Origin of the sequence: Acinetobacter sp. A47 (assembly GCF_000805455.1) — a bacterium.
In the GTDB taxonomy this organism is placed as follows: Bacteria; Pseudomonadota; Gammaproteobacteria; order Pseudomonadales; family Moraxellaceae; genus Acinetobacter.
This window is the reverse complement of sequence record NZ_JSUS01000001.1, coordinates 309,399-333,213: the sequence shown is the minus strand read 5'-3', so window position 1 is coordinate 333,213 and position 23,815 is coordinate 309,399. Positions and strand designations below refer to the sequence as shown.

Genomic DNA, 23,815 nt, shown 5'->3' with positions numbered 1-23,815 from the left:
TCCCATAAGAAGGAATAATGCCGTGGACGTACGTCTCTCTGATCGTGTCAATGCTATCAAACCGTCCCCTACACTTGCAGTAACCAACAAGGCTGCTGAGCTTAAAGCTGCAGGTAAAAACGTGATTGGTTTAGGTGCAGGCGAACCAGACTTCGACACCCCTCAACACATCAAAGACGCTGCTATTGAAGCCATTAATAACGGCTTTACCAAATACACAGCAGTAGATGGTACGCCAGGCTTAAAAAAAGCAATTATTGCCAAACTTAAACGCGATAATAACCTTGATTATCAAGCTAACCAGATTCTGGTGTCTTGTGGTGGTAAACAGAGCTTCTTTAATCTGGCACTTGCCTTGTTAAACAAAGGCGATGAAGTGATTATTCCTGCACCGTTCTGGGTTAGCTATCCAGATATGGTGATCATTGCTGAAGGCACACCAGTGATCGTGAAATGTGGTGAAGAACAACGTTTCAAAATCACCCCACAACAACTGGAAGCGGCAATTACTCCAAATACACGTTTAGTGGTCTTAAACAGCCCATCGAACCCGACAGGCATGATCTACACCAAAGCTGAACTCGAAGCTTTGGCTGAAGTATTACGTCGTCACCCGCAAGTTTTTGTTGCATCTGATGACATGTACGAACCAATCCGCTGGGAAGATGAGTTCTACAACATCGCAACGGTTGCCCCAGACCTGTATGACCGCACCATCGTTTTAAACGGTGTGTCTAAAGCCTATGCAATGACAGGCTGGCGTATTGGTTATGCAGCAGGCCCTGCAAAAATCATTGGCGCAATGAAAAAAATCCAGTCTCAATCTACTTCAAACCCGACTTCGATTTCACAAGTTGCGGCTGAAGCGGCATTGAATGGCCCACAAGATGTCTTACAGCCGATGATCGAAGCATTCAAACGCCGTCATGACTTAGTCGTAAATGGCCTAAATGACATCAAAGGTATTTCTTGCTTACCTGCTGATGGTGCTTTCTATGCCTACGCCAACATCCGTCCATTGATTCGTGCCAAAGGTTTAAAATCTTGTACAGAATTCTCTGAATGGTTACTTGAAGAAACCGGTGTTGCCGTAGTTCCTGGCGATGCATTCGGTTTAGGCGGTTTTATGCGTATCTCTTATGCAACTGCGGATGAAGTGCTGGTGGATGCTTTAGCCCGTATCAAAAAAGCAGCTGATTCAATTGACGGCGTAGACGCTGCCATTGCATCAATCGAAGCGGAAAAAGCTGCAAAATAAGTTCTGCTATAAAAAAAAGCTTCCAGATGGAAGCTTTTTTTTATGTGATTCTTTTATCCAGATATTCCGCCCAAGCTATTTTTGGGGCTCTTCATTAAAGCGTGCAATGACCTCTGCCTCTGTCATCTTCTTGGTTGAATTCTGAAACGTATAAAAATCCGGTTTGCAATCAATATAAATTTCCAGATCCAAATTAAGATTTTGTGGTGGTTCATTCAGAGAAAATGCATTGATATTGCAATAATTTTGATCTTTAGTGCGCCAAAACAAATTTGTTCCACACGCATTACAAAAACCACGCTCTCCCCATGCCGATGAGTTATAGATAGAGAGATAGTCTTGTTTTAAAAATTTTAGACTGCCCTGTTCGACATCAAGCGTCATAATCACGCCACTGGTCTGTCTACGACAAATGGAGCAATGGCAGGCATGCACATCATGATTACTTAATTCAACTTCAAAAGTGGTTTCGCCACATACACATTGTCCGTTCATTATAAATTTACCTTTTATTCAAAATTGTTATAAAGACATTTATAACCATTATAAAACAAAGCATTTCGCGAGTAACTTGGAATTTACAACATACTCAACGAATAGATGCGCAATATTGACAGCCCGATCTGTCAAGGCTATGGTATCGACAGGTTCTATTTTAGAACTATAAAAGGAAATATAAGATGAAACATCCAAAAGAAATGAATGGACTTGAATTTTTAACCGCCATGTGTGAAGGGAAAATTCCACCCGCCAGTATTAGCCAAACTATTCCCATGCAACCCATTGAAGTTGCGGAAGGTTATATCAAATTTGAAGTACAGGCCGATGAACGACACCTGAACCCTCTCGGTGGTGTGCATGGCGGTTTTGCTGCAACAGTACTGGACTCAGTGACCGGTTGTGCTGTACATACCCTTTTGGAAGCTGGCGTAGGCTACGGCACCATTGATCTCAACATTAAAATGTGCCGGCCTGTGCCAAGAAATCAGAAGCTGATTGCCACTGGAAATATAATTAATCTCAGTAAAAATCTAGGGATTTCCGAAGGCAAAATTATTGATGCAGAAGGCAAGCTCTATGCACATGCGACTGCAACCTGCATGATCATTCGTCCATAGATTAAAATCAAAACCAATGGGCTATTTCATCATAGCCCTATGCAATCGCTCTATTTGGCTTGAATAGCTTTGGCCGAATGCACAAATGACTGAACACTGCATATTGCCAGATACTTTTTACCTGTACGCTGATGACCTTCTGTTCTGCAACCGACCAGGCCAGTGCCGTATTTGCCCCTAGAAAGAGTTCACCACCCAGTTGAAATAAATACAATGGGGAATCTTGATCGAGCGTGGCTATATTTTTTTGTGGCAATAAATTGTTAATGCTTTGAATTTTCCATTTATTACCAAACCATAATTGCAGTAAATCCCCCAGATACAAGGCTTGTTGCTTAAAAGGAAAGGTATTTAAGAATGCATGTTCGACTGGCGTATAGTACTGTGCCGGATCTTGGATAATATCGAGATAATGTTGTTGATAAAAAGAAAAATTTGAAAAAATAGTTGGAATACTGAGACTTGTCATTTTGTCCTCCGGTTTAGCCATTTTAGTGCTGGCAAGTAGGGTTAAATCCACACTGTTTAGATGAATATCTAAACGTTCTTTCTCGTTTGAATCTAGCAATAGCCTGATTAAAGTTCAAGTTATTTTTCCAACTTTAGCGTAATTGTGCAAATAAAAAGCATACGACACAAAAATGAAGGAAACATGACATTTTTAGCTTGACCGATTTTAAAAGCTGCCTATAATGGCACTCAGATTCTCCCATAGCTCAGTCGGTAGAGCGACGGACTGTTAATCCGCAGGTCCCTGGTTCGAGCCCAGGTGGGAGAGCCAAGATTCTAAAAAGCCCAGATCATTGATCTGGGCTTTTTATTTTTACACCCATTAAAAATATGCTGCATTTGAATGACTGAGACTTTGTGCATTTCATGTTGAATATTGTACAAATTTAAACCGCTTCTCTTTTTTATAATCTAAAATAAAACTTCATTATTATATTAGGGAAAGCAAATAATGAAAAAGATCCTGTTGTGCACACTATTGTTTTGTAGCCCGGCGATGGCAGCTCAGACCACCTGGTATGCTGGTTCTTCTTACAAAGGCACCGTGACCGTCTCGATCGAGAACGGGCCCAATGTGGTGTGGAAATGCAATGGAAAAGTGTGCAGTATGTCTGGCCCTTGGGGCAATGCTTTATCGGTCGACTCTTGTCAAAGCCTGGTGCTACGGATTGGCAAGATCAGTTATTATAAAAACTCGGCAGGCGCAAGTTGGGACGCACGCTCTCCTGAACTGGCACAATGTAATCAGGTTGCCCGCTAATCCACAATATTTTTATTAAGCGTTTATTATTCATACTCATTTTACTTGACGGACCTGCATTTAAGCCCTAGAATTCGTTCCAGATTCTCCCATAGCTCAGTCGGTAGAGCGACGGACTGTTAATCCGCAGGTCCCTGGTTCGAGCCCAGGTGGGAGAGCCAAGATTCTAAAAACCCACTCTTAGCGAGTGGGTTTTTTATTTGCGCCTTGTTAAATATATGTTTGAATCGAATCATCTCCTGTTCCTTGGCATTGGCTTGATCAGCACAGCGTTGCTGCTTTATAGCTGCCTACGCCCTTTCTTTCCCAAACAGAAATTTTTTGCCCGCCCCGTGATTACAGCGTTTGAAACACGCATGTTTGTCCGTTTACAGCAAGCCTTTCCACAGCACCATGTGCTTGCCCAGGTGGCTTTTAGCGCATTAATTACCAGTGATCATTATAAGATCCGTAGTAAGTTCAATCGCAAGGTCACCGACTTTGTTATTCTGGATCAGGAAATGAATGTACTGGCCGTGATTGAACTAGATGATCCAAGCCATGCTGGTAAAGAACTGGAAGACAAGAAACGCGACCAGATGCTTAAAGAAGCGGGTTATCGGGTATACCGTTATACCCAGATCCCTTCTGTAAGACAGTTGCAGATAGATATCCGCTAACAAAAGTTATTGCTGTCTCTATTCGGCTTTTGCTGTTTGTTCAGCACTTTTCTGCTGTTCAAACTTTTTGGCAATCTCTGCATGTTGCTGATCATATTTCTTCTTGGTTTGCGCATCACTTTTTGCCGCAAGAAAAGCCATTCCCACAATAAAAATAGGGATCAACAACCCCAGACTCATCAATAACCAAGGAACTGATTTTTTTTCAACAGGTTGCTGGCTCATAGCTGCTTTAAACTCAAACGACATCTATTTTAACAATGCAACAATATAACAAAAAAGAGCCTCGATAAAGAGACTCTTTTTTAAAGCAAATTTCTACCTAAATGAAAATCTTAAAATTTACCCGTACAGTGAGGGCTCTGGCTGGCATCAATCTTGGCAGGATCAACCACAATATTTGTTTTAGCAGGCATCTGGGCCTGAACAAAATTATATACCTGCAGATTTCGGCAGACGATCGCTTGAGTATGGGTCGCATTTAAGACAGGATCGAGCTTCACATTTGCTGAACCTAATGCCTCCAGATTCGCAACTAATGCTTTGGTAACAGGGAACGGTACGTTTGTATCAGCTGTTCCCTGTACAATATAAACAGGCTTGTCAATACGTTTTGTACCAGGCTGGCTCGCGATCAGAAACTTTTGAACGGTCTCATTATTTTTAAAGTTGTTCACATCCAGACCAGGATAATCCATTACCTTTTTATCAGGATTAGCATTCATATACTGAATAATGTCCGTTTTAAACTTCTCGATCAGGCTAAGGCTCGGATCACTGCCATCATCAAGACAAAGACCATTCTCACCGGTTGTACCTTCTGCAAACTCAGCAAGTGGTTTTGCTCTCTCCTGAAACAGATCTCGATAATTAAATCTTGGTTCATAAGCCTTGATCCCTACACCGGTTAATGCCGCATAAGCCAGTAAGGTCGCATAAGAATCAACAGATACACGTTTGCTCAGCGGTACACCAGCTGCTATTTCTTTAGACTCGATATCGGCCAAAGCTGCAGGCGCAACTTCAAGAATAATTTTTCCTAAACTCGACGCAGGTGCGCCAGCAACTGCCCCTTTATAACTGGTATCAGCATTTGCATATTCTGCTGTACCCAAAGAGGCCTGCCCCCCTTGAGACTGGCCAATCGACATCCATTCACCATTTAGCTGCATGCCATAATGATCTTTTGCAGCCTTGACGGCAGCCAGTGCAGATTTTGCTTCACTAGACAGGTTCAGGTAAGGATGAATGCCGGGTGTACCTAAACCTTCATAATCAGGAGCAACGATCACATAACCAGCAGCCAGCAAGCTTTCAGCAAGAATTTTAAAACGTGCACTGATTACATTATTACTAGGCGCGCAACTATCACCCACCCCGACTGTTCCATGCTCCCACACCACCACACGATAGCCATCTTTAGGCGCCGCAACTTTCGGGAACATAACCAAGGCAGTCGCTTTGGCAGTACGGCCCTGAACATTTACCATATTATAAGTCATGACTTTAATTGATGAAGCATTATCCACTTTATCCTTGGAATAAGTGCTTTCAGATAAATAGGTTTTATCCGAATCTACCCCGGTATAGTTATCATCATTATCATTACATGCCGTTAAGAATGAAGCAGAAATAGAAAATGCCATTGCCAGTGCGATTTTAGACCGTTTCATAAAATATCCTTTTAGTCCTTGTTTTTGTTGTGCATGAAACTACATGCCAGCTTATTAAGACATAAAAAAAGTGCCCTGCCTAGGACACTTTTCAACGAACCAGTCAATTTAAAAGATTAAACCCAGAAAAATGCCAATAAAAATAATCAGCCCAACCCAGCGATTATGACGGAAGGCCCAGAAACAGATTTGAGGATTACGGTCTTTTGTTTTGTAAGCCTGATAGGCAAAATCTGCCGCCACAACACCTAGTGCAGCCAGCCCAAATGGGAGTAACAGGTTTTCCAGATACAAGGCCCCCCCTATCAGGAGCAGGCTTAGCATCTGGAGCAAACCGATGATCTGGATATCGTAACGTCCAAATAGAATCGCCGTCGATTTCACCCCAATCTTTAAGTCATATTCACGGTCTGTAATTGCATATTGGGTATCGTAGGCCACAGTCCAGGCCAGATTGCCAAAATAAAGCAACCAGCAGGTTAAATCAGGCGTTTGCCCAACAGCCGTATAGGCCATAGGAATGGACCAGGAAAAAGCCGCACCTAAAAAAACCTGAGGCAAGTGGGTATAGCGCTTCATAAAAGGATAAATAAACGCTAGAAATAGCGCACCAAACGACCAGTAAAAGCTTTCAATCGGCAGAAAAAATAATAGTGCAGCACTTGCTGCCACCAAAGCCAGAAATACAAAAACCGCCTCTTTTGCCCGAATTACACCCGTGGCTAAAGGACGTGTCTTGGTTCTTTCAACATGCGCATCTACTTTACGGTCAGCAAAGTCATTAATGGCACAGCCTGCAGCCCGCATGAAGATAACGCCCAAGATCATAATCAGGAGGATTTTTAGGTCCGGTATACCTTTAGATGCAATCCATAATGCCCACATAGTAGGCCAGAATACCAGTTCCGTACCAATCGGCTTATCAAAACGGCAAAGATAATAATAGGCTTCCAAACGTTGTCGCCAAGACGTATGCTGCACTGTTTCCATAATAATCCTTAGCGTCAATGCTGTTGAATAAACTGTTCAAATGCGGGTAAAAAGGTTTCCTGCACGATAAATTTACAACCATGCCAAGTATAACAACTCTGACGTGTCCATCCTTCTTCCAGATAGATGACCCGTCTTTCACAAGCTGGACTGGTTCTGTGAAACAGGAACCAGCCTATCGGTTTATTACCGATATGCTGAAATAATCTTGCCTGCTTTTGCAGGCTTAAAATCGGGAAAATACTTTTGGCTTTTACCCAGGCCAGTTGTTCACTACCATAAAGATGGGTTTCTCGCACCCATGCCACATGCTGGGGCGGCATTTTCATCCACTGGCTGTCAGTCAAGGTCATTCGCTGATAATGTTCTTTAATACGTTCAACATGAAACTGACCTTGCCCCAGATCGGTCAATTGTTGGGTCAGTGATCCTGATGCATACAACCATTTTTTTAATACTGCAGGAAGCTCTTTTCCTTTTATTCTGTTTGGTCGTAAATTTCGCATGCTTGGCTCACTAAAAACATCATTAGGGTCTGCTGATACCTCAGCCATGCATTGCGTTATAGGCTAAAACCACAGAAACAAGGCATGAAACGTAGACAATGGCGATACCCTTGTCAAGTTTCATAACGAAGTTTGGGGAGGTTTTAGACATAACCCTTCGGGACAGGGAAATTTTTTGATGTTACGACGTTAGCTCGTATTCATTTAGAAGCACTAAATTTCGTACGGCCCGCCTTGTAACATCTAAAAAATATCCTCTGTCGCAATGAGAGCTTTAGCTCGCAAGGTGAAGTGTCAGCAGACCCTATGAGTGTACATGATTTTTTTTCAAAAAAGAGTACGACTTTCAATCGAATCAAAAACATAAAAAAAGCTCGCCGAAGCGAGCTTTTTTGAATGAAGGGGTATTACAGGCTGTAGTACATATCAAGTTCAACCGGGTGAGTTGTCGTGTTAAGACGACGAACATCTTCAGTTTTAAGTTCGATATATGCATCAAGCATTTCTTTAGTGAATACACCACCCTTCAACAGGAATTCATGGTCATTCTTAAGTGCTTCAAGTGCCATGTCCAGGCTGTGAGCAACGGTTGGAATTTTTGCTTCTTCTTCAGGAGGAAGGTCATATAAGTTTTTATCAGCAGCTTCACCTGGGTGGATCTTGTTCTGGATACCATCAAGACCAGCCATCAACAATGCCGCGAAACCTAGGTACGGGTTCATCATTGGATCTGGGAAACGTGCTTCAATACGCTTGCCTTTCGGGCTAGAAACGTAAGGAATACGGATCGAAGCAGAACGGTTACGTGCTGAGTAAGCAAGCATGATCGGCGCTTCAAAATGTGGAACCAAACGCTTATACGAGTTTGTAGAAGGGTTGGTAATTGCATTCAATGCACGAGCGTGCTTGATCACACCACCAATGAAGAACAATGCCATTTCTGATAAACCGGCATATTCATCACCAGCAAACAGGTTCTTGCCATCTTTAGAGATTGACATATGCACGTGCATACCAGAACCGTTATCACCTACCATTGGTTTAGGCATAAAGGTTGCTGTTTTTGCATATTGATGGGCAACGTTCCAAACTGCATATTTGAACTGTTGAACTTCGTCCGCTTTACGAACTAAAGTGTTGAAGCTTACACCAATTTCTAACTGGCAAGATGCAACTTCGTGGTGATGTACTTCTACACGGCCCGGGCCCATGATGTCTTCAATTTTTGCACACATGTCAGCACGCATGTCTTGTGAAGAATCAACCGGAGGAACCGGGAAGTAACCGCCTTTCACACGTGGACGGTGACCTGAGTTACCTGCTTCATAGTCTTTACCGGTTGACCATGCTGCTTCTTCAGCGATCAGGGTGTGGCGCGCGCCAGACATGTCGATGTCCCATTTCACTTCGTCAAAAACGAAGAATTCTGGTTCTGGACCAAAGAAAGCAGTATCACCAATCCCTGTAGATTTTAAGTATTCTTCAGCACGGCGAGCAATTGAACGTGGGTCACGCTCGTAACCTTGGCCAGTTGATGGCTCAATAACGTCACAAGTCACAACAACAGTCGGTTCAGCAAAGAACGGGTCAAGGAAACCGGTTTCAGCATCTGGACGTAAGATCATGTCAGATGCTTCAATGCCTTTCCAACCAGCAATTGAAGAACCATCAAACATTTTACCGTCTTCAAAGGTATCTTCATCAATGGTATCTGCCGGGTAAGTGACGTGCTGCTCTTTGCCCTTGGTATCAGTAAAGCGAAAATCGACCCATTTTGCGCCACTTTCTTTGATGAGTTGAAGGACCTTGTTCGCCATGCTCATTTGCTCCAATGAAATTTTTATGCACTTGTTAAGTGCGTGTTAGGTGTTGAGGTATAATTAGCAATTATCATACCAACATTTTTACAGCATACCTAAAACTTTGAATTACTTATAAGTATTCATGATTTAGGCTCCTTGTCTTGGACCCATTATACTGTTTGCTTGTGTAAATGCACCATATTCACACATTTTCAAATTATGGCATATTTAAATTGCTCATTATTGCCCTAATTTAGTGCAAAATTGTTGCACTGATATAACCCATTGCATCAATTTCTAACAGTCGGTCATGATCATAATACTTTCTGATATAAAATATCGAGATTCTGACCGGACGAGTCACAAATAATCTCATCTCTTGCAGCCAGCTTACCGGATGAGTAGCTTAATTGACTTTTCAGCCACCGGATCTGGCTGGTTAAAATCTCAATCAAAGGACTGTCTTGATTTAAAAACCGGTTGTTTTTTTATTTTCTGCGTTTTCCGGCATAAGGCTGCGATCTGCTGGCTGTCCTAGCCTGCATAAAGCTGCCTCTGTTCATCTTGGCCACGCCGGGCTAAAACAAATTTTACAATTCATGTTCTTTTTCATTCACTTTTTTTATACAGGTCAAACTTGCATTTGTTATTAAAAAAACTAAAAATCTTATGCATAATTTTTTGTTATGAATAAACAAACTCAAAGTTATGTTTATAAAAACTTAAAAGCATTCAAGGAATTGAATAATGAAATATGACTTTGATCAATCCGATAAAGCTTTTTTCGGCCATCCCAAACCCCTACAAACGCTGTTTTTTACCGAGCTCTGGGAAAGATTTTCCTATTATGGTATCCGACCTTTGCTGATTCTTTATATGATTGCCATGGTCAATCAAGGTGGGCTGGGACTGGATCGGCCAACTGCCGCTGCAATTGTTGGATTATTTGCAGGTTCCATGTATCTAATGACCGTTTTCGGTGGATGGGTTGCCGATAACTGGTTAGGCCAAGCACGTGCAGTCTGGTATGGTTCAATTATTATTGCCTTGGGCCATCTGTCAATTGCCCTGACCGCCCTACTTGATCAGTCCTTCTTTTACTTAGGTTTAGTTCTGATTGTTTTAGGTTCAGGTCTGTTTAAAACATGCATTTCAGTCATCGTCGGAACTTTATATAAGGCCCAGGATGCAAGACGTGATGCGGGTTTTTCCATTTTCTATATGGGCATTAACATAGGCTCATTTACGGCACCGCTGATTACGGGGCTTCTGGTCAGAGACCATGGCTGGCATTTAGGCTTTGGTATCGGCGGCCTCGGGATGCTCATTGCACTCTTAATTTTCCGATGTATGGCGATGCCCCAGCTCGCAACTTTTAACGCACTACGGCAACAAAGCAACAGCTGCAACCAACCTGTGGTAGACAATAAAAATGCCCCTAAAATTGTATTTGGCTTTTTATTTACAGTCGCAGCGGTGATTGCCCTGACTTATATGGGAATCATTCATATCAACCCGGTCACAGTTGCGGCCTACTTAACCGTAGGAATTGGCCTTGGAATTATTGGTTATTTTGCTTATTTGCTGCTTTTCCTCAATTTAGAGCAAAGTGAAAAATTTAAAATCATTATCTGTTTTGTCCTCCTGATCACTTCTGCCCTGTTCTGGTCAGCCTTTGAGCAAAATCCGACCTCCTTTAACCTGTTCGCACAAGATCATACCGACCGTCATGTGTTCGGTTTTGAAATTCCAACAGTCTGGTTTCAATCAATTAACGCGATTTTTATTATTATTTTTGCACCGGTGGCAGCCTGGCTATGGGCAAAATTAGGTAAATCGAACCAAGATCCAAGTTATATTTCAAAGTTTATTATTGCTCTTGTAATGGCAGCAGGCGGTTTTTTACTGATGGCCCTGGCGAGCCATTTTGCCATTAACGATGGTCTGGTTTCCCCCTTCTGGTTAGTTGGAGCTTTATTTCTGCTTACTATAGGAGAACTTTGCCTCAGCCCGATCGGTTTATCAACCATGACCAAACTTGCGCCAGAGGTTATTCGCGGGCAAATGATGGGACTCTGGTTTACCGGTTCGGCTTTGGGCAACCTCATGGCAGGCCTGATTGGTGGACAGGTCGCAGCAGATGCTATCGAAAATTTACCTACCCTGTTTATGCGCTGCGTACTGGCCTTGGTTATTGGGGCAATCGTGTTATTTTTATTAAAGAAACCAATCAACAAATTAATGGGCAAAAGTACCAGCAAAGTTCAACCTGATTTGGAAACCATATGAACGACTTAACTGTTCCGGAAAAACTAGCACAACTTCGTGAACTCATGACCAGTCAGCATGTTGATGCCTTGGTTGTCATGAGTGCAGACCCGCATATGTCGGAGTATTTACCTGATTACTGGAAAGCAAGGCAGTGGTTAAGCGGCTTTAGCGGCTCGGTTGGCACTGTGGTTGTGACCCAGAACTTTGCAGGTCTATGGGCCGATGGCCGTTATTGGGTTCAGGCCGAACAACAACTCGCTGGCACCGGCTTCCAATTACAAAAACTGACCAGTGATGAATCTTCGACCCATCTTGCCTGGCTTGAGCAAAACCTACCGACCAGTTCGGTCATTTCAGTCAATGGGCAAACGCTTTCAATCCAGCAATTTAAGGCACTGGAACATACCGCCAAACAAGGCGGTTTCAAACTTGAAACCCAGCAAGATTTAATTGGCTCGATCTGGTCTAATCGTCCAGAACTTCCTTTAGAGCAGATTCATTTAATGCCTGAAGGATTAAATGCCCTGTCCCGTAAAGAAAAAATTCAGGCCATCCGCGAAACATTAGCGACCAAGGCAATTGAAGGGCATTTCATTTCATCTCTAGATGATATTGCCTGGGTGCTAAATGTACGGGGCCAAGATGTAGAATACAACCCGGTATTTCTCTCACATCTTTTTATCAGCACTCAACAGGCTGTGTTATTTATTGATCGCAGCAAAGTTGACTTAGCCACCCAACAGGCTTTCACAGCTGATGGTATCGAGCTTCGTCACTATCAGGAAACAGCCGCTTTTCTGGCCAATATGACTCATGCATCGATACTGTTAGATCCGGCCAAAGTCTCTATTTTTCATCAACAGGCGATTGCAAAGGATATTCAGGTTGTCTACGACATCAATCCGAGTACACTTTTTAAATCGCGCAAGCAGGCAAGTGAAATAGCGCATATCCGTCATGCCATGGTGAAAGATGGCGTCGCTCTTTGCCATTTCTTCCACTGGCTAGAAAAAGCCCTTGATCGTCAGGAGAACATTTCAGAACTGACCATTGATGAGAAAATTACCGCCTTCCGAGCGCAACAAGACGGCTTTATCGGCCCAAGTTTTGCCACGATTGCGGGCTTTAATGCCAATGGTGCATTGCCTCACTACCGTGCAACGCCAGAACAGTATTCGTTCATTAAAGGTGATGGCCTGTTATTGATCGACTCGGGCGGGCAGTACGTCGATGGAACCACGGATATTACCCGTGTTGTTCCTGTCGGGACGCCAACAGCGCAACAGAAGCGTGACTATACACTGGTTTTAAAATGCCATATTGCTTTGGCAAAAACCATTTATCCAGAAGGTTTGGCCGCGCCTCTGCTCGATTCAATCTGTCGCCAGACTTTATGGCAGCATGGTCTGGATTATCGTCACGGCACAGGACACGGTGTAGGCTTTGCACTGAATGTTCATGAAGGGCCACAAGTGCTTTCTTATTACGCCCCTATCCATGCATATAGCAAACTGCGTGAGGGCATGATTATCTCCAATGAACCGGGACTCTATCATGAAGGCCAATATGGCATTCGGATTGAAAATCTGGTTGCCAACCAGCTCCACACCGGTTTTGAAAAAACCTACGGTGAGTTTTTAGAATTTGAAACCCTCACCCTTTGCCCGATTCATTTAGACTGCATCGTTGTGGATATGCTCACACAGGAAGAAAAAGACTGGTTAAATCGCTACCATCAAACCGTGCAGGAAAAACTGGCCGAACACCTGTCCGGTGATGTTCTGGCTTGGCTGATTGATAACACACGCCAGATCTAGGCTTATCCTGTGGCTCAGGCAGAATGTTTTTTTATTTCCGGTAAAATTATGCTCTGCCTTGATGGTCATGATTTCTGATTTCAAAGTCTGCTGACCGGTTACCGCTTTGTTTGTGCACATTTTCAATGCATCAAATAGTTAAACTGGTCACTTCTTTTTTTGTTATATTAGCCACCTATTGAGGTGGTTTTGTTTTTATAGATACTTTTCCAATATTGAGTATCGAATTGAGTACCGAAACCACATCAATAAAAAATATCATTTACATTCAATAGGTTGAATATAAAATGCTTCTAATGATCGACAATTACGACTCTTTTACCTACAACATCGTCCAGTATTTTGGCGAGTTGAATCAGGACGTAAAAGTAGTTCGCAATGATCAAGTCTCATTAGAGGATATTGAACGATGGCAGCCAAAATATCTGGTGATTGGCCCCGGCCCTTGCTCTCCGACTGAAGCCGGAATTTCCATTCCAGCGATTCATCATTTTGCCGGAAAAATACCATTGCTGGGTGTATGCTTAGGCCATCAAGCCATTGGTCAGGCATTTGGCGGGAACATCATCCGTGCCAAGACGGTCATGCATGGCCGCTTGTCTGACATGTATCACACCGACAAAGGAATTTTTAGCAACCTGCCGTCACCATTTGCAGCAACACGTTATCACTCACTGGTGATTGAACAGGAAACCTTGCCTGAATGTCTTGAGCTGACCTGCTGGACCAATCAGGCAGATGGCACGATTGAAGAAATTATGGGGGTCAAGCATAAGACCTTGCCAGTCGAAGGAGTACAATTCCACCCTGAATCGATTTTAAGTGAACATGGCCATCAGATTTTCAAAAACTTTCTGGATATTTATGCCTAAACGACATTGAGCATGTTCATTTCAGCCCGAAGCAGCCCATTTTAAGTCAATGGGCTGCTTGTATTTTGAACATATAAAAACCATATAGAACTCATACATACCGGTTGAAATTTCAGCACTAAAATAATCTTTATCAGGCTTTATTTAAAAACAAATCATTCTTTTTCAATAATTAATCCACTTTTCACATGTTATTAAAAATGACCTGAACAGGGTATTTTGCTATCCGCAGGCATCTTTTTAATTTTTTAGATTAACTATAGTCATAGGAATGATTAAGTTTCAGGGCTGCTGAATGGTAGAATCCACCCCATTGTTTTTAGCACCTCCCTGAAATATCGATCAGGATAACCTATTGTGAATACCTTGGTTTTATTGAATATTATTGTTTTTGTCCTGCTACTGGCAGGCCTGTTTTTGAGTTACCGAAAAGACTGGAGCCTTTCCAAAAAGGTCCTTATCGGTATGGTGGTGGGTATCTTTTTTGGTTTAGCACTGAAAACGATCTATGGTGACAGTCCCGTGATCGAGCATTCGGTTGCATGGATTAACCTTGTCGGTAATGGCTATGTGCAGCTCTTGCAAATGGTGATCATGCCACTGATTTTCGTTTCGATCCTGAGTGCTGTAGTGAAATTGCACCAGACCGCCTCGCTTGGAAAAATCAGTGTTCTGGTGATTGGTATCCTGCTGGCTACTACAGCAATTGCGGCGCTGGTCGGTGCGGGTATTACCAACCTGTTTGGCTTGTCTGCCGAAGGTCTGGTACAGGGAACCAAAGAAGCTGCTCGTCTGGCGGCCATCCAAAGTCAGTATATTGGACAGGTTACCGATCTGGATGTTCCGAAACTGCTGCTGTCCCTGTTCCCGCAAAATCCATTTGCAGACTTAACCGGTGTACGCCCGACCGCCATTATCAGCGTAGTGATTTTTTCTGCGTTTTTAGGTGTAGCCGCACTGAAGTTAATGGATAAGGATACGGTTAACGGCGAAAGAATCCGGCATGGTATTGAAGCCTTACAGGCGCTGGTCATCAGCCTGGTCCGTCTGGTCATGCAGTTTACCCCTTATGGTGTGCTGGCTCTCATGACCAAAATGGTGGCAACGGCCAACCTTGCAGACATCGTCAAGCTCGGCGAGTTCCTGGTGGCATCCTACCTCGGTCTTGCGATCATGTTCCTTGTCCATGCGCTGATCTTGCTATTTGTGCGTGTTAATCCGATCGACTTTTTCAAGAAAGTATTTCCGGTACTGAGCTTTGCATTTACCAGCCGTTCCAGTGCTGCCAGTATTCCGTTGAATATTGAAGCCCAGACCAAACAGCTTGGCGTACCGGAAGGCATTGCCAGTTTCTCGGCTTCATTTGGTGCCACCATTGGCCAGAATGGCTGTGCAGGCTTGTATCCAGCCATGCTTGCTGTCATGGTTGCGCCAACCGTTGGCATCAATCCGCTTGACCCATTGTGGATTGCACAACTGGTCGTTGTCGTAACACTGAGTTCAATTGGTGTTGCTGGTGTCGGAGGCGGTGCCACGTTCGCGGCTTTAATTGTGCTGCCAGCGATGGGTTTACCGATTACCCTGGTGGCCTTGCTGATATCCATTGAACCGCTCATTGATATGGGTCGTACTGCCCTGAATGTCAACGGCTCAATGACGGCAGGTACAGCAACCAGCCAGTTACTGGGGGTCAGAAATCCTGACGCTGCGGATGATGCTTAAATTATCCTGAATATAAAAAAAGCCAACATTTTACGTTGGCTTTTTTTATGGCTTGCCGCCTTAGAGTTTTAACTGCTGTACGACTGAACTTTCCTGTTTTGCCACTAAGGATTCGCAGAGTTGAATCCGCTCCTTGGTCTGATTCAAACCTCGTTCGACCCCAACCAGTTCTTTGATACGTGGCGCAAAGAAGCTGTTGAGCTGTGTTGCTTCCTGCTGGCTACATGCAGCCCCACTAAACAGGGCTGGAAAGCGCCCGGCAGAAGATTTGCCCAGACGGTCAAAGACAGCATCGTGATTGACCTGGAACCATGACCATAATGCACCGTGCTCACCACCATAATTATTGATTGAGTTAATCACGGTACGTACCTCACCGACTTTGACCCTTGGGTCCAGAATAAGCTGGCGGGCCTGTTCGCGTGTTGCAGTCTGGTTGGCTGAACCTAAAGCAGACAGGATGGCCAGACGCTGGGTCGGCTGGGTAACCCGCTGTAATTCTCCAGCTAAACGATCAAACGCAGGCTTGCCCTTTTCTTGCACACGTACTGCCAAAATGGCAGGTAATAGTTCCGGAGTCAGCTGTGCAAAGTCCAGTTGTGTCTGTTCAAATACAGCATCGGATTGCTTTAACAGTTTTTCCCTGACGTCAGGAACCTGAATGTCTAATGCCAGAAATTGTGTCAACTCACTGCGCCATAAACGGTCTTCAGCCGGCTCGCCTGCTTTGTTGGCATACCCCAGCTGGTTCAGTTTTGGCAGGTAAATATGTGCCAGAACTTTTCTAAAATGTTCACGTTCAGCTTGTGTTTTTAAAACATGACGGTCAATTTCGCTCAATTGCTGGAATAAGGCCGTGCCAATATGGCGGCTATCTGATTGAGCAAGCTTTTTCGCCACCTCAACCACTGCCAACAGATTGATATCACCATGGTTAAATGCGGCTGAAATTGCATAGGCATATGCCAGTTGCTCGCTATGAGACAGTTTCCCCGTTGCTGCGGTTAAGCGTGCCAGCTCTTTTTCCCGCAAGCTAAACTGATAATACCCCGCGGCATTGGCATTTGGAATGTACCAGCTATCCGGGGTTGCGCCTTTAAGTTCAATCTTGGCTTGCGCCTGATCAATCAGTGCACACTGTACCTTGCTCGGTGCATTCGGTACCTCGTAACGGACACATAATGGTACACCCCACACGCTGTTTGCATCACCCTTGGAACCGACCGGCAAATAGCGGGATTGCTGGACATTTAAAAAGACCTTGTTGCCTTGCTGCTGTAAGGATGTATTGAGCAGTGGTACGCCCGGCTGATCAATAAAACTTTTCATGGCTTTGGCAAAGCGTTCGCCCTGACCGGACTGCTCTGCCAATGCCCCAATGAGATCATTGGCTGTGGCATTACCATACTGATGCTTCTTAATATAATTGCGTACCCCCTGCTTGAATTTTTCCTCGCCCAGATAGGTTTCAAACATATTCAGGACTGCCGCACCTTTTTGATAGGTAATTCCGTCAAATGCCGTCTGGATATCGGCATTACTTAAAATTGGCTGGCGGATACGGCGTACACTGACCAGACCATCGCTTTTCATGGCACCCGCCGTATCGGCCACTCGCTCCAGATCAGCATTAAATTCAGGATGGAGCTGTTGCGTGATTTTACTTTGCATCCAGGTCGCAAAAGACTCATTCAACCACAGGTCATCCCACCACGGCATGGTCACCACATCACCAAACCATTGATGTGCCAGTTCATGGGCATTGACATTGAATGAATTCTGGACAAAAGATATCGGCGAGTCCTGATCCAGCAACATCAGATAGTCCCTGAAAGTAATCAGGCCGGGGTTTTCCATTGCCCCAGCTGCAAAATCAGGGGCTGCCAGCAAGTCCAGCTTGTCAAATGGATAACCATAGGCAAAATAATCTTCCAGTGTTTTCAGAATGGCGGGGGTTTCCGACAAGGCATGCTGCATTTTTTTAGCCTTGCCCTCAGGCGCTAGCCCCCGTAATTTGACCGCCTCTTTACGCCATGCGGTTGCAGCAATATCAGGGCCTTTTTGTACTTGCCAAGGTCCAACTGCCAATGCCAGTAAATACGTTGGCAGAGGTTTTGTTGGAGCAAAACTGAGGGTTTTCCAACCTGATTTTTCGGTCTGTTCAGCAACCTGATTGGTATTGGCGAAGCCTGAATATTTATTTGGAATGGTTAAGCGAATATTAAAAGGCGTCTTGAAGCGTGGTTCATCAAATGAAGGAAAAGACTGGCGCGCACTGATCGCTTCCATCTGGGTCATGACATAGGGTTTGCCTTCAAATTCGATTTTATAAATGCCATCCAGTTGCTGGTCATAAGCGGCATTAAAATCGATTACCAGACGATACTGACCAGCAGGCAAGCGCTTGCCAAACCGGATCACACTCACCCCGTCCACATCTGAAGCCTGTTCATATTGAGCCTTGGTCTTGCTGCCATCTGTAGCAGTTATAGTCACAGCCTGTACCGATAAAGACTTGCCATGAATCCACAGATGATCGGTGGCCTGCGTCAGTTGTAAGTGAATTGTGGTTGTCCCGCTATACCTTTTTTGCTCAGGATCAATTTTAAAGTCCAGATCATAAGATTGGGGGATTGCCCATTCCGGTAGCTTGCCAATAGGAATCTGTTCGCTGCCATTCGATGTCGATGCAAAAACCGCTGTCGCAGAGAGTGAAAGTAATGTTGTCAGTAGCAATGTTTTTTTAAATGAAGGTTTGAGCAACATAGCAGAGCTGTCCTCGATAATTTTTAAAAATAAAAGACGCAGCAAATGGCGTACCACTTTGCTGCATCCATAACGCCTTGTTAGAATTTGTAGTTAAACTCTAGCCAGCCCTGACGGCCGAAGGGTGAATAAGAACCGACCGGATAATATGGCCATCCTCCCGTATCATCCCGTTTTACTTTATCAAACAGGTTATTGATAATGATTGATGCAGAAGCATTTGCAGTGATCTGGTAACTTCCGCTCCAGTTCACCAGATAGGTTGGGCTTAGATAGGCCGTTTGATTGCCGTTTGGAATCTTGCCATAACGATTGACCAGTACGGTTGACGCCCAATCTCCCAGGTTCCAGCTGAGACTGGTATTAAAACGGTCTCGCCAGTCTGGAATGGTCAAGTCTTTTAAATAGTTATCTTTCTCGCCGTCTTTAGATTGCTGATATTCACGCTCTAGCACCCGGCTATAGTTCACTGTCCATAGGAAGTTCCCCAGACGGTCTGTTTTCCAGCGCCATCTGCTGGTGAAATCAAGACCACGGGTATGATCTGAAGCCGCATTGATCGGGACAATATTGATATTGGTAATCACATTCGGATTTACCATTGCATTGTCGGGGTTACGCTCCACCCGTGCCAGTGCATCGATACATGCTGCAGAATTGATATCTTGCGTTCCTAAACGACAGGCAGCCTCCTGACGTAAAATTTTATCCGGACTCAGATTGGTTACCAGATTATCAATCTTGATATCCCAGTAATCCACGGAAATATCAAACTTGTTGCTAGGCGACCAGACAAAACCTGCGCCATAGGATTTGCCTTCTTCAGGTTTTAGCGCTTTATTTCCGGTTAAAGTGTAGTTTGCTCCCGGTGAATAGTCTTTAAAGCTACACTTGTCTAAGGGCTGACCGGTCTGGCTGCAACGTAAATAATCGGTTGTACTCGGGAAATAACCATCCTGTTTATTTAAAAACAGGTAGTTCATATCTGGGGCGCGGAAACTGGTCGCATAATTCCCCCGAACCAGTAAAGTGGGATGAGGCCTAAACTCTAAACCCGAACCAAAGGTAAATTTATCAATGCTGCTATCCGATAAGGCATAACGGTCATAACGCCCCGAAAGGGTCACATTTAACGGTTTGGCCAGAGGCAGAAATAATTCTGCGCCCAAGGCCTGACGCGTCCGGGCCCCACCATATTCTCCATTGGAACTGGTATTGTAAAATGCCCCTTTTTCCAGAGCCTTATCCGGCTTAATGCGAAACCCCTGCCGACCAAGCTCAGCCACTGCGGCAAGCTTGGCCGTTCCAGCCGGTAATTCAAACACATCACCATTGGCACTCAAGGTTAAACTTTGTGCCCACGACTTATCCTTTTCTTTTGTGCTTCCTGAAATACGTTCAAATTCACTAGCCGTCAGAGGCCGGTTTAAACGATCCAGATGAGGCGAATAAATCGGAACCCCGTCCTGATCTGTACCCAATTGCTGACCTAAAAAGAATTCATCAATATTTGACCGGATCAGGCCCTGACGGCGTAGCTGACTGGTATAAATCGAGCCGTTATATGCCGCTTCATAGCCCCAGCTACTCTCCCCGATGTCACCACGAATACCAAAGTTTAAATTTGAGGACAACTCCTGCCACTTTTTATTGACCTGTTCTACACCACCCAGTTCTTCTGGTGCAAAACGGCGGCTCCAGGTTTCATAATTCCCGGAATCCTGATTGAAAAAATATCCCTTATGATTGACAGCAGATGTCCAGGTCGGGCCGCGGGTATTATTTTCAATCTGATTGGCACCAATCAGCACATCAGCAAATAACTGGGTTTTCTCGTTCAGTTCATAGTCCAGCCCGAGATAACCATTCTGGCTCCGGTTTTTGGTTTGCACTGTCCAGTAGGTCGGACGGGCCAGACCACTGGCACAGTTATCTGTTCCGGCTTTTCCAATATTTGTTACCGAGCCTTTAAAGAGCCCGTCAAATGCATCACAGCCCCCCATCGGAAGATATTGTCCCGTCTTGGCATTTTTGCGGCCAGCGATCGTGTCCGGCTTTTCCCCTAAACGGGTCCGACTGGTCATAAAGTCCCGGTCAGCGGCCCAGATCGGCTCCCGCCCACTCAGTTCAAGTCCATATACCAGGTTGAGCTTGTCCAATGTTTGACTGCCACTCAGTTGCAGACGTAAGTTTTCGCCTCCTTCTTTGGTTCCCCCTGCCTTGATATTGAACTGTGTCCCATCTGTTTTCTTTTTTAAAATGATATTGACCACACCTGCGATTGCATCTGAACCGTAAATCGCGGAAGCTCCGCCATTCAAGATTTCAATCCGATCTATAATGGCTGTCGGGATATTGGCCAGATTGACAAAATTTACAGAGCCGTCATAAGGCACAGGATAATCGGCGACCCGGTGTCCATTGATTAAGGTCAAGGTATGATTCGGCCCCAGTCCCCGTAAACTGATGGCATTGGCTGCAGGCGTAAAGGTATTGCCATAGTCGGCCCCTTGTACAAAACCGGTATTCTGGGTCAGGTTATTTAATGCATCAAAAGCATTGCTATAGCCGTGTTTTTCAATATCGGCTGCGGTAATCACGGTTACACTGGTCGGGCCGTCTTTTTGCGCTTTAGAAATACGGGACCCCGTCACTGCAACACGAACAACCTTATCCGAAGCTCCCTCCGGTCTGGGTGTTACAGGCCCGGTTTCCGCATGGGCCTGTAAGGGATAGAAAAATGCAACACATATCAAAACCAATGAGCGTTTATGATTTATAGCCCCTAGATATTTCAAGTTATTTAAATACATATTGATTGATGGAAAAGAGAAAGACCGCCCTACTATATCTACTTTTATTTGTTTGATTTATACGCATTTTTTCTAGTGATATGTAAGATTAAGATATACCAAAAGCTTGATTATTTATCATAAAAACTCAGAATAAATTAAAACCTTTTTCAACAAAGCCGTTGAACTGATCAATGCCGGAAGCGCCCATACAACAGCAATTTTTTCAAAACTCTGCGGCAACAACAAAAATCTTTGCTTATTTTCTGCTAACATAACTCGCAGCTTGTGAAACTGGATCACATCAAGCCAAACCTCTATCCTGATAACCGACCCCACACAAAATTTTAATCATTGATGCTATAACTCATGACTATGAATATCCAACAGGCGCTGAATCACATTACCAAGAACATTCATCTAACCCAGTCCCAAATGGAAGATGTCATGCGCAGTATCATGCAGGGCGAAGCCACAGAGGCCCAGATCGGTGCGCTGATGATGGGCTTGCGCATGAAAGGTGAAAGTATTGATGAAATGACCGCAGCTGCTCGTATCATGCGTGAATTTGCCATCAAGATTGATGTCAGCGACCTGCCACATCTGGTGGATATCGTCGGTACTGGCGGTGATGGCCAGAACCTGTTTAATGTTTCTACCGCTTCCAGCTTTGTCATTGCTGCTGCGGGGGCGACCATTGCCAAACACGGTAACCGTGGCGTGTCGAGCAAATCGGGTTCTTCAGACTTACTCGAACAGGCCGGTATCCATCTTGATCTGGATATGCAGCAAACCGAACGTTGTATCCGTGAAATTGGCGTCGGTTTCCTGTTTGCACCAAATCATCACAAAGCCATGAAATACGCTGCTGCACCACGTCGTGAATTGGGCATTCGGAGTATTTTCAACTTGCTTGGCCCATTGACCAATCCGGCGGGTGTTAACCGCTTTGTGATTGGCGTATTTTCAGATGAATTGTGCCGTCCGATTGCCGAGGTATTAAAACAGCTGGGGGCGACTCATGTACTGGTGGTACATTCTAAAGATGGACTGGATGAAATCAGTCTGGCTGCACCCACCACTGTGGCTGAACTAAAAGATGGCGAAGTCACCGAATGGATACTCAATCCGGACGATGTCGGCATCCCCTCTCAGACCTTGTCAGGTTTAGTGGTGAATAGCTCGGAAGAAAGTTTAAAGCTGATCAAGGATGCGTTAAGCCGTGACAAATCGGCGACTGGTGAAAAGGCCGCCAACATGATTGCCCTTAATGCAGGTGCAGGGATTTACGTTGCAGGGATTACCAAAACCTATAAACAGGCCGTTGAGCTGGCTCAGGATATTCTTTATGGCGGACAGGCCTTGGAAAAAATGAGCATTCTCGCTGAATTTACCAAAACATTGAAACAATATCAGGCAGACTAAGGACTTCTCATGATCGATATTCAAAATACCATTTTAGGTAAAATTGTTGACCGCAAACATGAGGAGCTGGCAGCACGGTTAAAACAACGTAGCTTACACGACGTTGAACAATGGGCAAAACAGGCAAGCCCGGTACGTGGTTTTGCAAAGGCCTTGCAACATAAACGCCCGGCCGTGATTGCCGAAATTAAGAAAGCATCGCCGTCTAAAGGCGTGATTCGTGCGGATTTTAATCCGGCAGAAATTGCCCAGCAGTATGAACAGGCCGGTGCTGCTTGCCTATCTGTATTAACGGATGTGGATTTCTTTCAGGGCGCCGATGAAAATATTGCCATTGCACGTCAGCATTGTGCCCTGCCTGCCTTGCGCAAAGACTTTCTGGTTGATCCTTATAACGTGGTTGAAGCACGTGCGTTACAGGCCGATTGTATTTTACTGATCGTGGCCTGCCTATCTGATCAACAGCTGGAAGAAATGTCGAAAACGGCCTTTGAGCAACAGCTGGATGTGCTGGTTGAAGTGCATGATGAATATGAATTAGAACGTGCTTTAAAGCTGTCTGAGCAATGCATTCTGGGTGTCAACAACCGTAATCTAAAAACCTTTGATGTAGATTTAAACACCTCATTGCGTTTAAAGAAATTATTACCTGCCTCTCGCACCTTGGTTACTGAAAGTGGCATCGCCACACCTGCAGATGTAGACATGATGCAAGCCCATGACATTCATACTTTCCTGGTCGGTGAAAGTTTTATGAAGCAACCTCGCCCAGATCAGGCGTTTAATGAATTGTTTGGTCAGCCTAAGCAAATTTAAGTGAATCAGGCTCAAGGTAAAATTCTAGCTTGAGCCTCGATCTCTCGATGTATAAAAA

Annotated in this window: 19 protein-coding genes, 2 tRNA genes and 1 pseudogene; 12 read left to right on the top strand and 10 right to left on the bottom strand. The window is 44.5% G+C overall.

All coding sequences use genetic code 11. From position 1 onward, the window contains the following. Positions 1-22: 22 nt before the first annotated feature. Positions 23-1,258, top strand: a complete 1,236-nt coding sequence (locus tag OC23_RS01480; protein WP_038342248.1) for a pyridoxal phosphate-dependent aminotransferase — start codon at positions 23-25, stop codon at positions 1,256-1,258. A gap of 75 nt (positions 1,259-1,333) precedes the next feature. Here OC23_RS01480 and OC23_RS01475 read toward each other — a convergent pair whose 3' ends face one another. Then, positions 1,334-1,753: a GFA family protein gene (locus OC23_RS01475; protein ID WP_038342247.1), complete on the bottom strand. Its 420-nt coding sequence runs from the start codon at positions 1,751-1,753 to the stop codon at positions 1,334-1,336. A gap of 185 nt (positions 1,754-1,938) precedes the next feature. Here OC23_RS01475 and OC23_RS01470 point away from each other — a divergent pair, with 185 nt between their 5' ends. Next, positions 1,939-2,376 (top strand): PaaI family thioesterase, encoded by a 438-nt coding sequence (locus tag OC23_RS01470; RefSeq protein ID WP_038342245.1) that lies wholly within the window; start codon positions 1,939-1,941, stop codon positions 2,374-2,376. A 37-nt stretch (positions 2,377-2,413) separates the two neighbouring features. Here OC23_RS01470 and OC23_RS01465 read toward each other — a convergent pair whose 3' ends face one another. Continuing rightward, complete coding sequence (locus OC23_RS01465; RefSeq protein WP_038342586.1) at positions 2,414-2,845, bottom strand: hypothetical protein; 432 nt, start codon at positions 2,843-2,845, stop codon at positions 2,414-2,416. Positions 2,846-3,081: 236 nt separating this feature from the next. On the opposite strand from OC23_RS01465, the gene OC23_RS01460 reads away from it, so the two are divergent. From OC23_RS01460 to OC23_RS01445, 4 genes are all read left to right on the top strand, one after another. Next, positions 3,082-3,157: transfer RNA gene (locus OC23_RS01460), tRNA-Asn, on the top strand. Positions 3,158-3,337: 180 nt separating this feature from the next. Continuing rightward, positions 3,338-3,646, top strand: a complete 309-nt coding sequence (locus tag OC23_RS01455; protein WP_038342243.1) for a hypothetical protein — start codon at positions 3,338-3,340, stop codon at positions 3,644-3,646. Positions 3,647-3,731: 85 nt separating this feature from the next. Next, positions 3,732-3,807, top strand: a tRNA-Asn gene (locus tag OC23_RS01450). Between the two features lie 57 nt (positions 3,808-3,864). Continuing rightward, positions 3,865-4,305 carry a DUF2726 domain-containing protein gene (locus OC23_RS01445; protein ID WP_038342241.1) on the top strand — a complete coding sequence of 147 codons (441 nt, stop codon included), beginning with the start codon at positions 3,865-3,867 and terminating at the stop codon, positions 4,303-4,305. A gap of 18 nt (positions 4,306-4,323) precedes the next feature. Here the strand turns inward: OC23_RS01445 and OC23_RS01440 are convergent, their stop codons facing one another. The 5 genes from OC23_RS01440 to glnA all read right to left on the bottom strand — a co-directional run bounded on the left by OC23_RS01440 (position 4,324) and on the right by glnA (position 9,297). Further along, positions 4,324-4,530 (bottom strand): hypothetical protein, encoded by a 207-nt coding sequence (locus tag OC23_RS01440; RefSeq protein WP_038342584.1) that lies wholly within the window; start codon positions 4,528-4,530, stop codon positions 4,324-4,326. A 110-nt stretch (positions 4,531-4,640) separates the two neighbouring features. Then, positions 4,641-5,978 carry a lipase family protein gene (locus OC23_RS01435; RefSeq protein ID WP_038342238.1) on the bottom strand — a complete coding sequence of 446 codons (1,338 nt, stop codon included), beginning with the start codon at positions 5,976-5,978 and terminating at the stop codon, positions 4,641-4,643. Positions 5,979-6,086: 108 nt separating this feature from the next. After that, entirely contained in the window at positions 6,087-6,968 is an 882-nt protein-coding gene (ubiA, locus tag OC23_RS01430) for a 4-hydroxybenzoate octaprenyltransferase (protein ID WP_038342237.1), read from the bottom strand. Between the two features lie 14 nt (positions 6,969-6,982). After that, positions 6,983-7,474, bottom strand: coding sequence for a chorismate--pyruvate lyase family protein (locus OC23_RS01425; protein WP_038342583.1), 492 nt, complete (start codon positions 7,472-7,474; stop codon positions 6,983-6,985). 407 nt (positions 7,475-7,881) lie between these two features. After that, entirely contained in the window at positions 7,882-9,297 is a 1,416-nt protein-coding gene (glnA, locus tag OC23_RS01420) for a type I glutamate--ammonia ligase (protein ID WP_171194718.1), read from the bottom strand. Between the two features lie 726 nt (positions 9,298-10,023). Between glnA and OC23_RS01415 the strand changes: the two genes are divergently transcribed. The 4 genes from OC23_RS01415 (at position 10,024) to OC23_RS01400 (ending at position 15,958) form a co-directional block, all read left to right on the top strand. Next, positions 10,024-11,565: a peptide MFS transporter gene (locus OC23_RS01415; protein ID WP_038342232.1), complete on the top strand. Its 1,542-nt coding sequence runs from the start codon at positions 10,024-10,026 to the stop codon at positions 11,563-11,565. Then, the gene (locus tag OC23_RS01410) at positions 11,562-13,364 is read left to right on the top strand and encodes an aminopeptidase P family protein (protein ID WP_038342230.1); all 1,803 of its coding nucleotides are present in this window, start codon (positions 11,562-11,564) and stop codon (positions 13,362-13,364) included. Before OC23_RS01415 ends, OC23_RS01410 begins: the two co-directional genes overlap by 4 nt. Before the next feature lie 287 nt (positions 13,365-13,651). Next, positions 13,652-14,236, top strand: coding sequence for an anthranilate synthase component II (locus OC23_RS01405; RefSeq protein WP_038342228.1), 585 nt, complete (start codon positions 13,652-13,654; stop codon positions 14,234-14,236). A gap of 357 nt (positions 14,237-14,593) precedes the next feature. Continuing rightward, positions 14,594-15,958 (top strand): L-cystine transporter, encoded by a 1,365-nt coding sequence (locus OC23_RS01400; protein WP_038342227.1) that lies wholly within the window; start codon positions 14,594-14,596, stop codon positions 15,956-15,958. Between the two features lie 60 nt (positions 15,959-16,018). Here the strand turns inward: OC23_RS01400 and OC23_RS01395 are convergent. From OC23_RS01395 to OC23_RS19105, 3 genes and pseudogenes are all read right to left on the bottom strand, one after another. Further along, a pseudogene (locus tag OC23_RS01395) lies at positions 16,019-18,791 on the bottom strand (M1 family metallopeptidase). A gap of 13 nt (positions 18,792-18,804) precedes the next feature. Then, positions 18,805-21,537 (bottom strand): TonB-dependent receptor, encoded by a 2,733-nt coding sequence (locus tag OC23_RS01390; RefSeq protein ID WP_038342226.1) that lies wholly within the window; start codon positions 21,535-21,537, stop codon positions 18,805-18,807. 117 nt (positions 21,538-21,654) lie between these two features. Further along, positions 21,655-21,792, bottom strand: coding sequence for a hypothetical protein (locus OC23_RS19105; protein WP_161792249.1), 138 nt, complete (start codon positions 21,790-21,792; stop codon positions 21,655-21,657). A gap of 99 nt (positions 21,793-21,891) precedes the next feature. On the opposite strand from OC23_RS19105, the gene trpD reads away from it, so the two are divergent. Both trpD and trpC read left to right on the top strand, forming a co-directional pair. Then, positions 21,892-22,941 (top strand): anthranilate phosphoribosyltransferase, encoded by a 1,050-nt coding sequence (gene trpD, locus OC23_RS01385; RefSeq protein WP_038342580.1) that lies wholly within the window; start codon positions 21,892-21,894, stop codon positions 22,939-22,941. A gap of 9 nt (positions 22,942-22,950) precedes the next feature. After that, positions 22,951-23,757 (top strand): indole-3-glycerol phosphate synthase TrpC, encoded by an 807-nt coding sequence (gene trpC, locus OC23_RS01380; RefSeq protein ID WP_038342225.1) that lies wholly within the window; start codon positions 22,951-22,953, stop codon positions 23,755-23,757. Positions 23,758-23,815: the final 58 nt, after the last annotated feature.

Bases quoted from the DNA above. Each gene is read 5' to 3' on its own strand.
- OC23_RS01390 (WP_038342226.1), bottom strand. From the start codon at position 21,537: ATGTATTTAAATAACTTGAAATATCTAGGGGCTATAAATCATAAACGC.
- OC23_RS01425 (WP_038342583.1), bottom strand. From the start codon at position 7,474: ATGCGAAATTTACGACCAAACAGAATAAAAGGAAAAGAGCTTCCTGCA.
- OC23_RS01475 (WP_038342247.1), bottom strand. From the start codon at position 1,753: ATGAACGGACAATGTGTATGTGGCGAAACCACTTTTGAAGTTGAATTA.
- glnA (WP_171194718.1), bottom strand. From the start codon at position 9,297: ATGAGCATGGCGAACAAGGTCCTTCAACTCATCAAAGAAAGTGGCGCA.
- OC23_RS01410 (WP_038342230.1), top strand. From the start codon at position 11,562: ATGAACGACTTAACTGTTCCGGAAAAACTAGCACAACTTCGTGAACTC.
- trpC (WP_038342225.1), top strand. From the start codon at position 22,951: ATGATCGATATTCAAAATACCATTTTAGGTAAAATTGTTGACCGCAAA.
- OC23_RS01405 (WP_038342228.1), top strand. From the start codon at position 13,652: ATGCTTCTAATGATCGACAATTACGACTCTTTTACCTACAACATCGTC.
- OC23_RS01455 (WP_038342243.1), top strand. From the start codon at position 3,338: ATGAAAAAGATCCTGTTGTGCACACTATTGTTTTGTAGCCCGGCGATG.
- OC23_RS01465 (WP_038342586.1), bottom strand. From the start codon at position 2,845: ATGACAAGTCTCAGTATTCCAACTATTTTTTCAAATTTTTCTTTTTAT.
- OC23_RS01440 (WP_038342584.1), bottom strand. From the start codon at position 4,530: ATGAGCCAGCAACCTGTTGAAAAAAAATCAGTTCCTTGGTTATTGATG.
- ubiA (WP_038342237.1), bottom strand. From the start codon at position 6,968: ATGGAAACAGTGCAGCATACGTCTTGGCGACAACGTTTGGAAGCCTAT.
- OC23_RS01435 (WP_038342238.1), bottom strand. From the start codon at position 5,978: ATGAAACGGTCTAAAATCGCACTGGCAATGGCATTTTCTATTTCTGCT.
- OC23_RS19105 (WP_161792249.1), bottom strand. From the start codon at position 21,792: ATGTTAGCAGAAAATAAGCAAAGATTTTTGTTGTTGCCGCAGAGTTTT.
- OC23_RS01470 (WP_038342245.1), top strand. From the start codon at position 1,939: ATGAAACATCCAAAAGAAATGAATGGACTTGAATTTTTAACCGCCATG.
- OC23_RS01415 (WP_038342232.1), top strand. From the start codon at position 10,024: ATGAAATATGACTTTGATCAATCCGATAAAGCTTTTTTCGGCCATCCC.
- trpD (WP_038342580.1), top strand. From the start codon at position 21,892: ATGAATATCCAACAGGCGCTGAATCACATTACCAAGAACATTCATCTA.
- OC23_RS01445 (WP_038342241.1), top strand. From the start codon at position 3,865: ATGTTTGAATCGAATCATCTCCTGTTCCTTGGCATTGGCTTGATCAGC.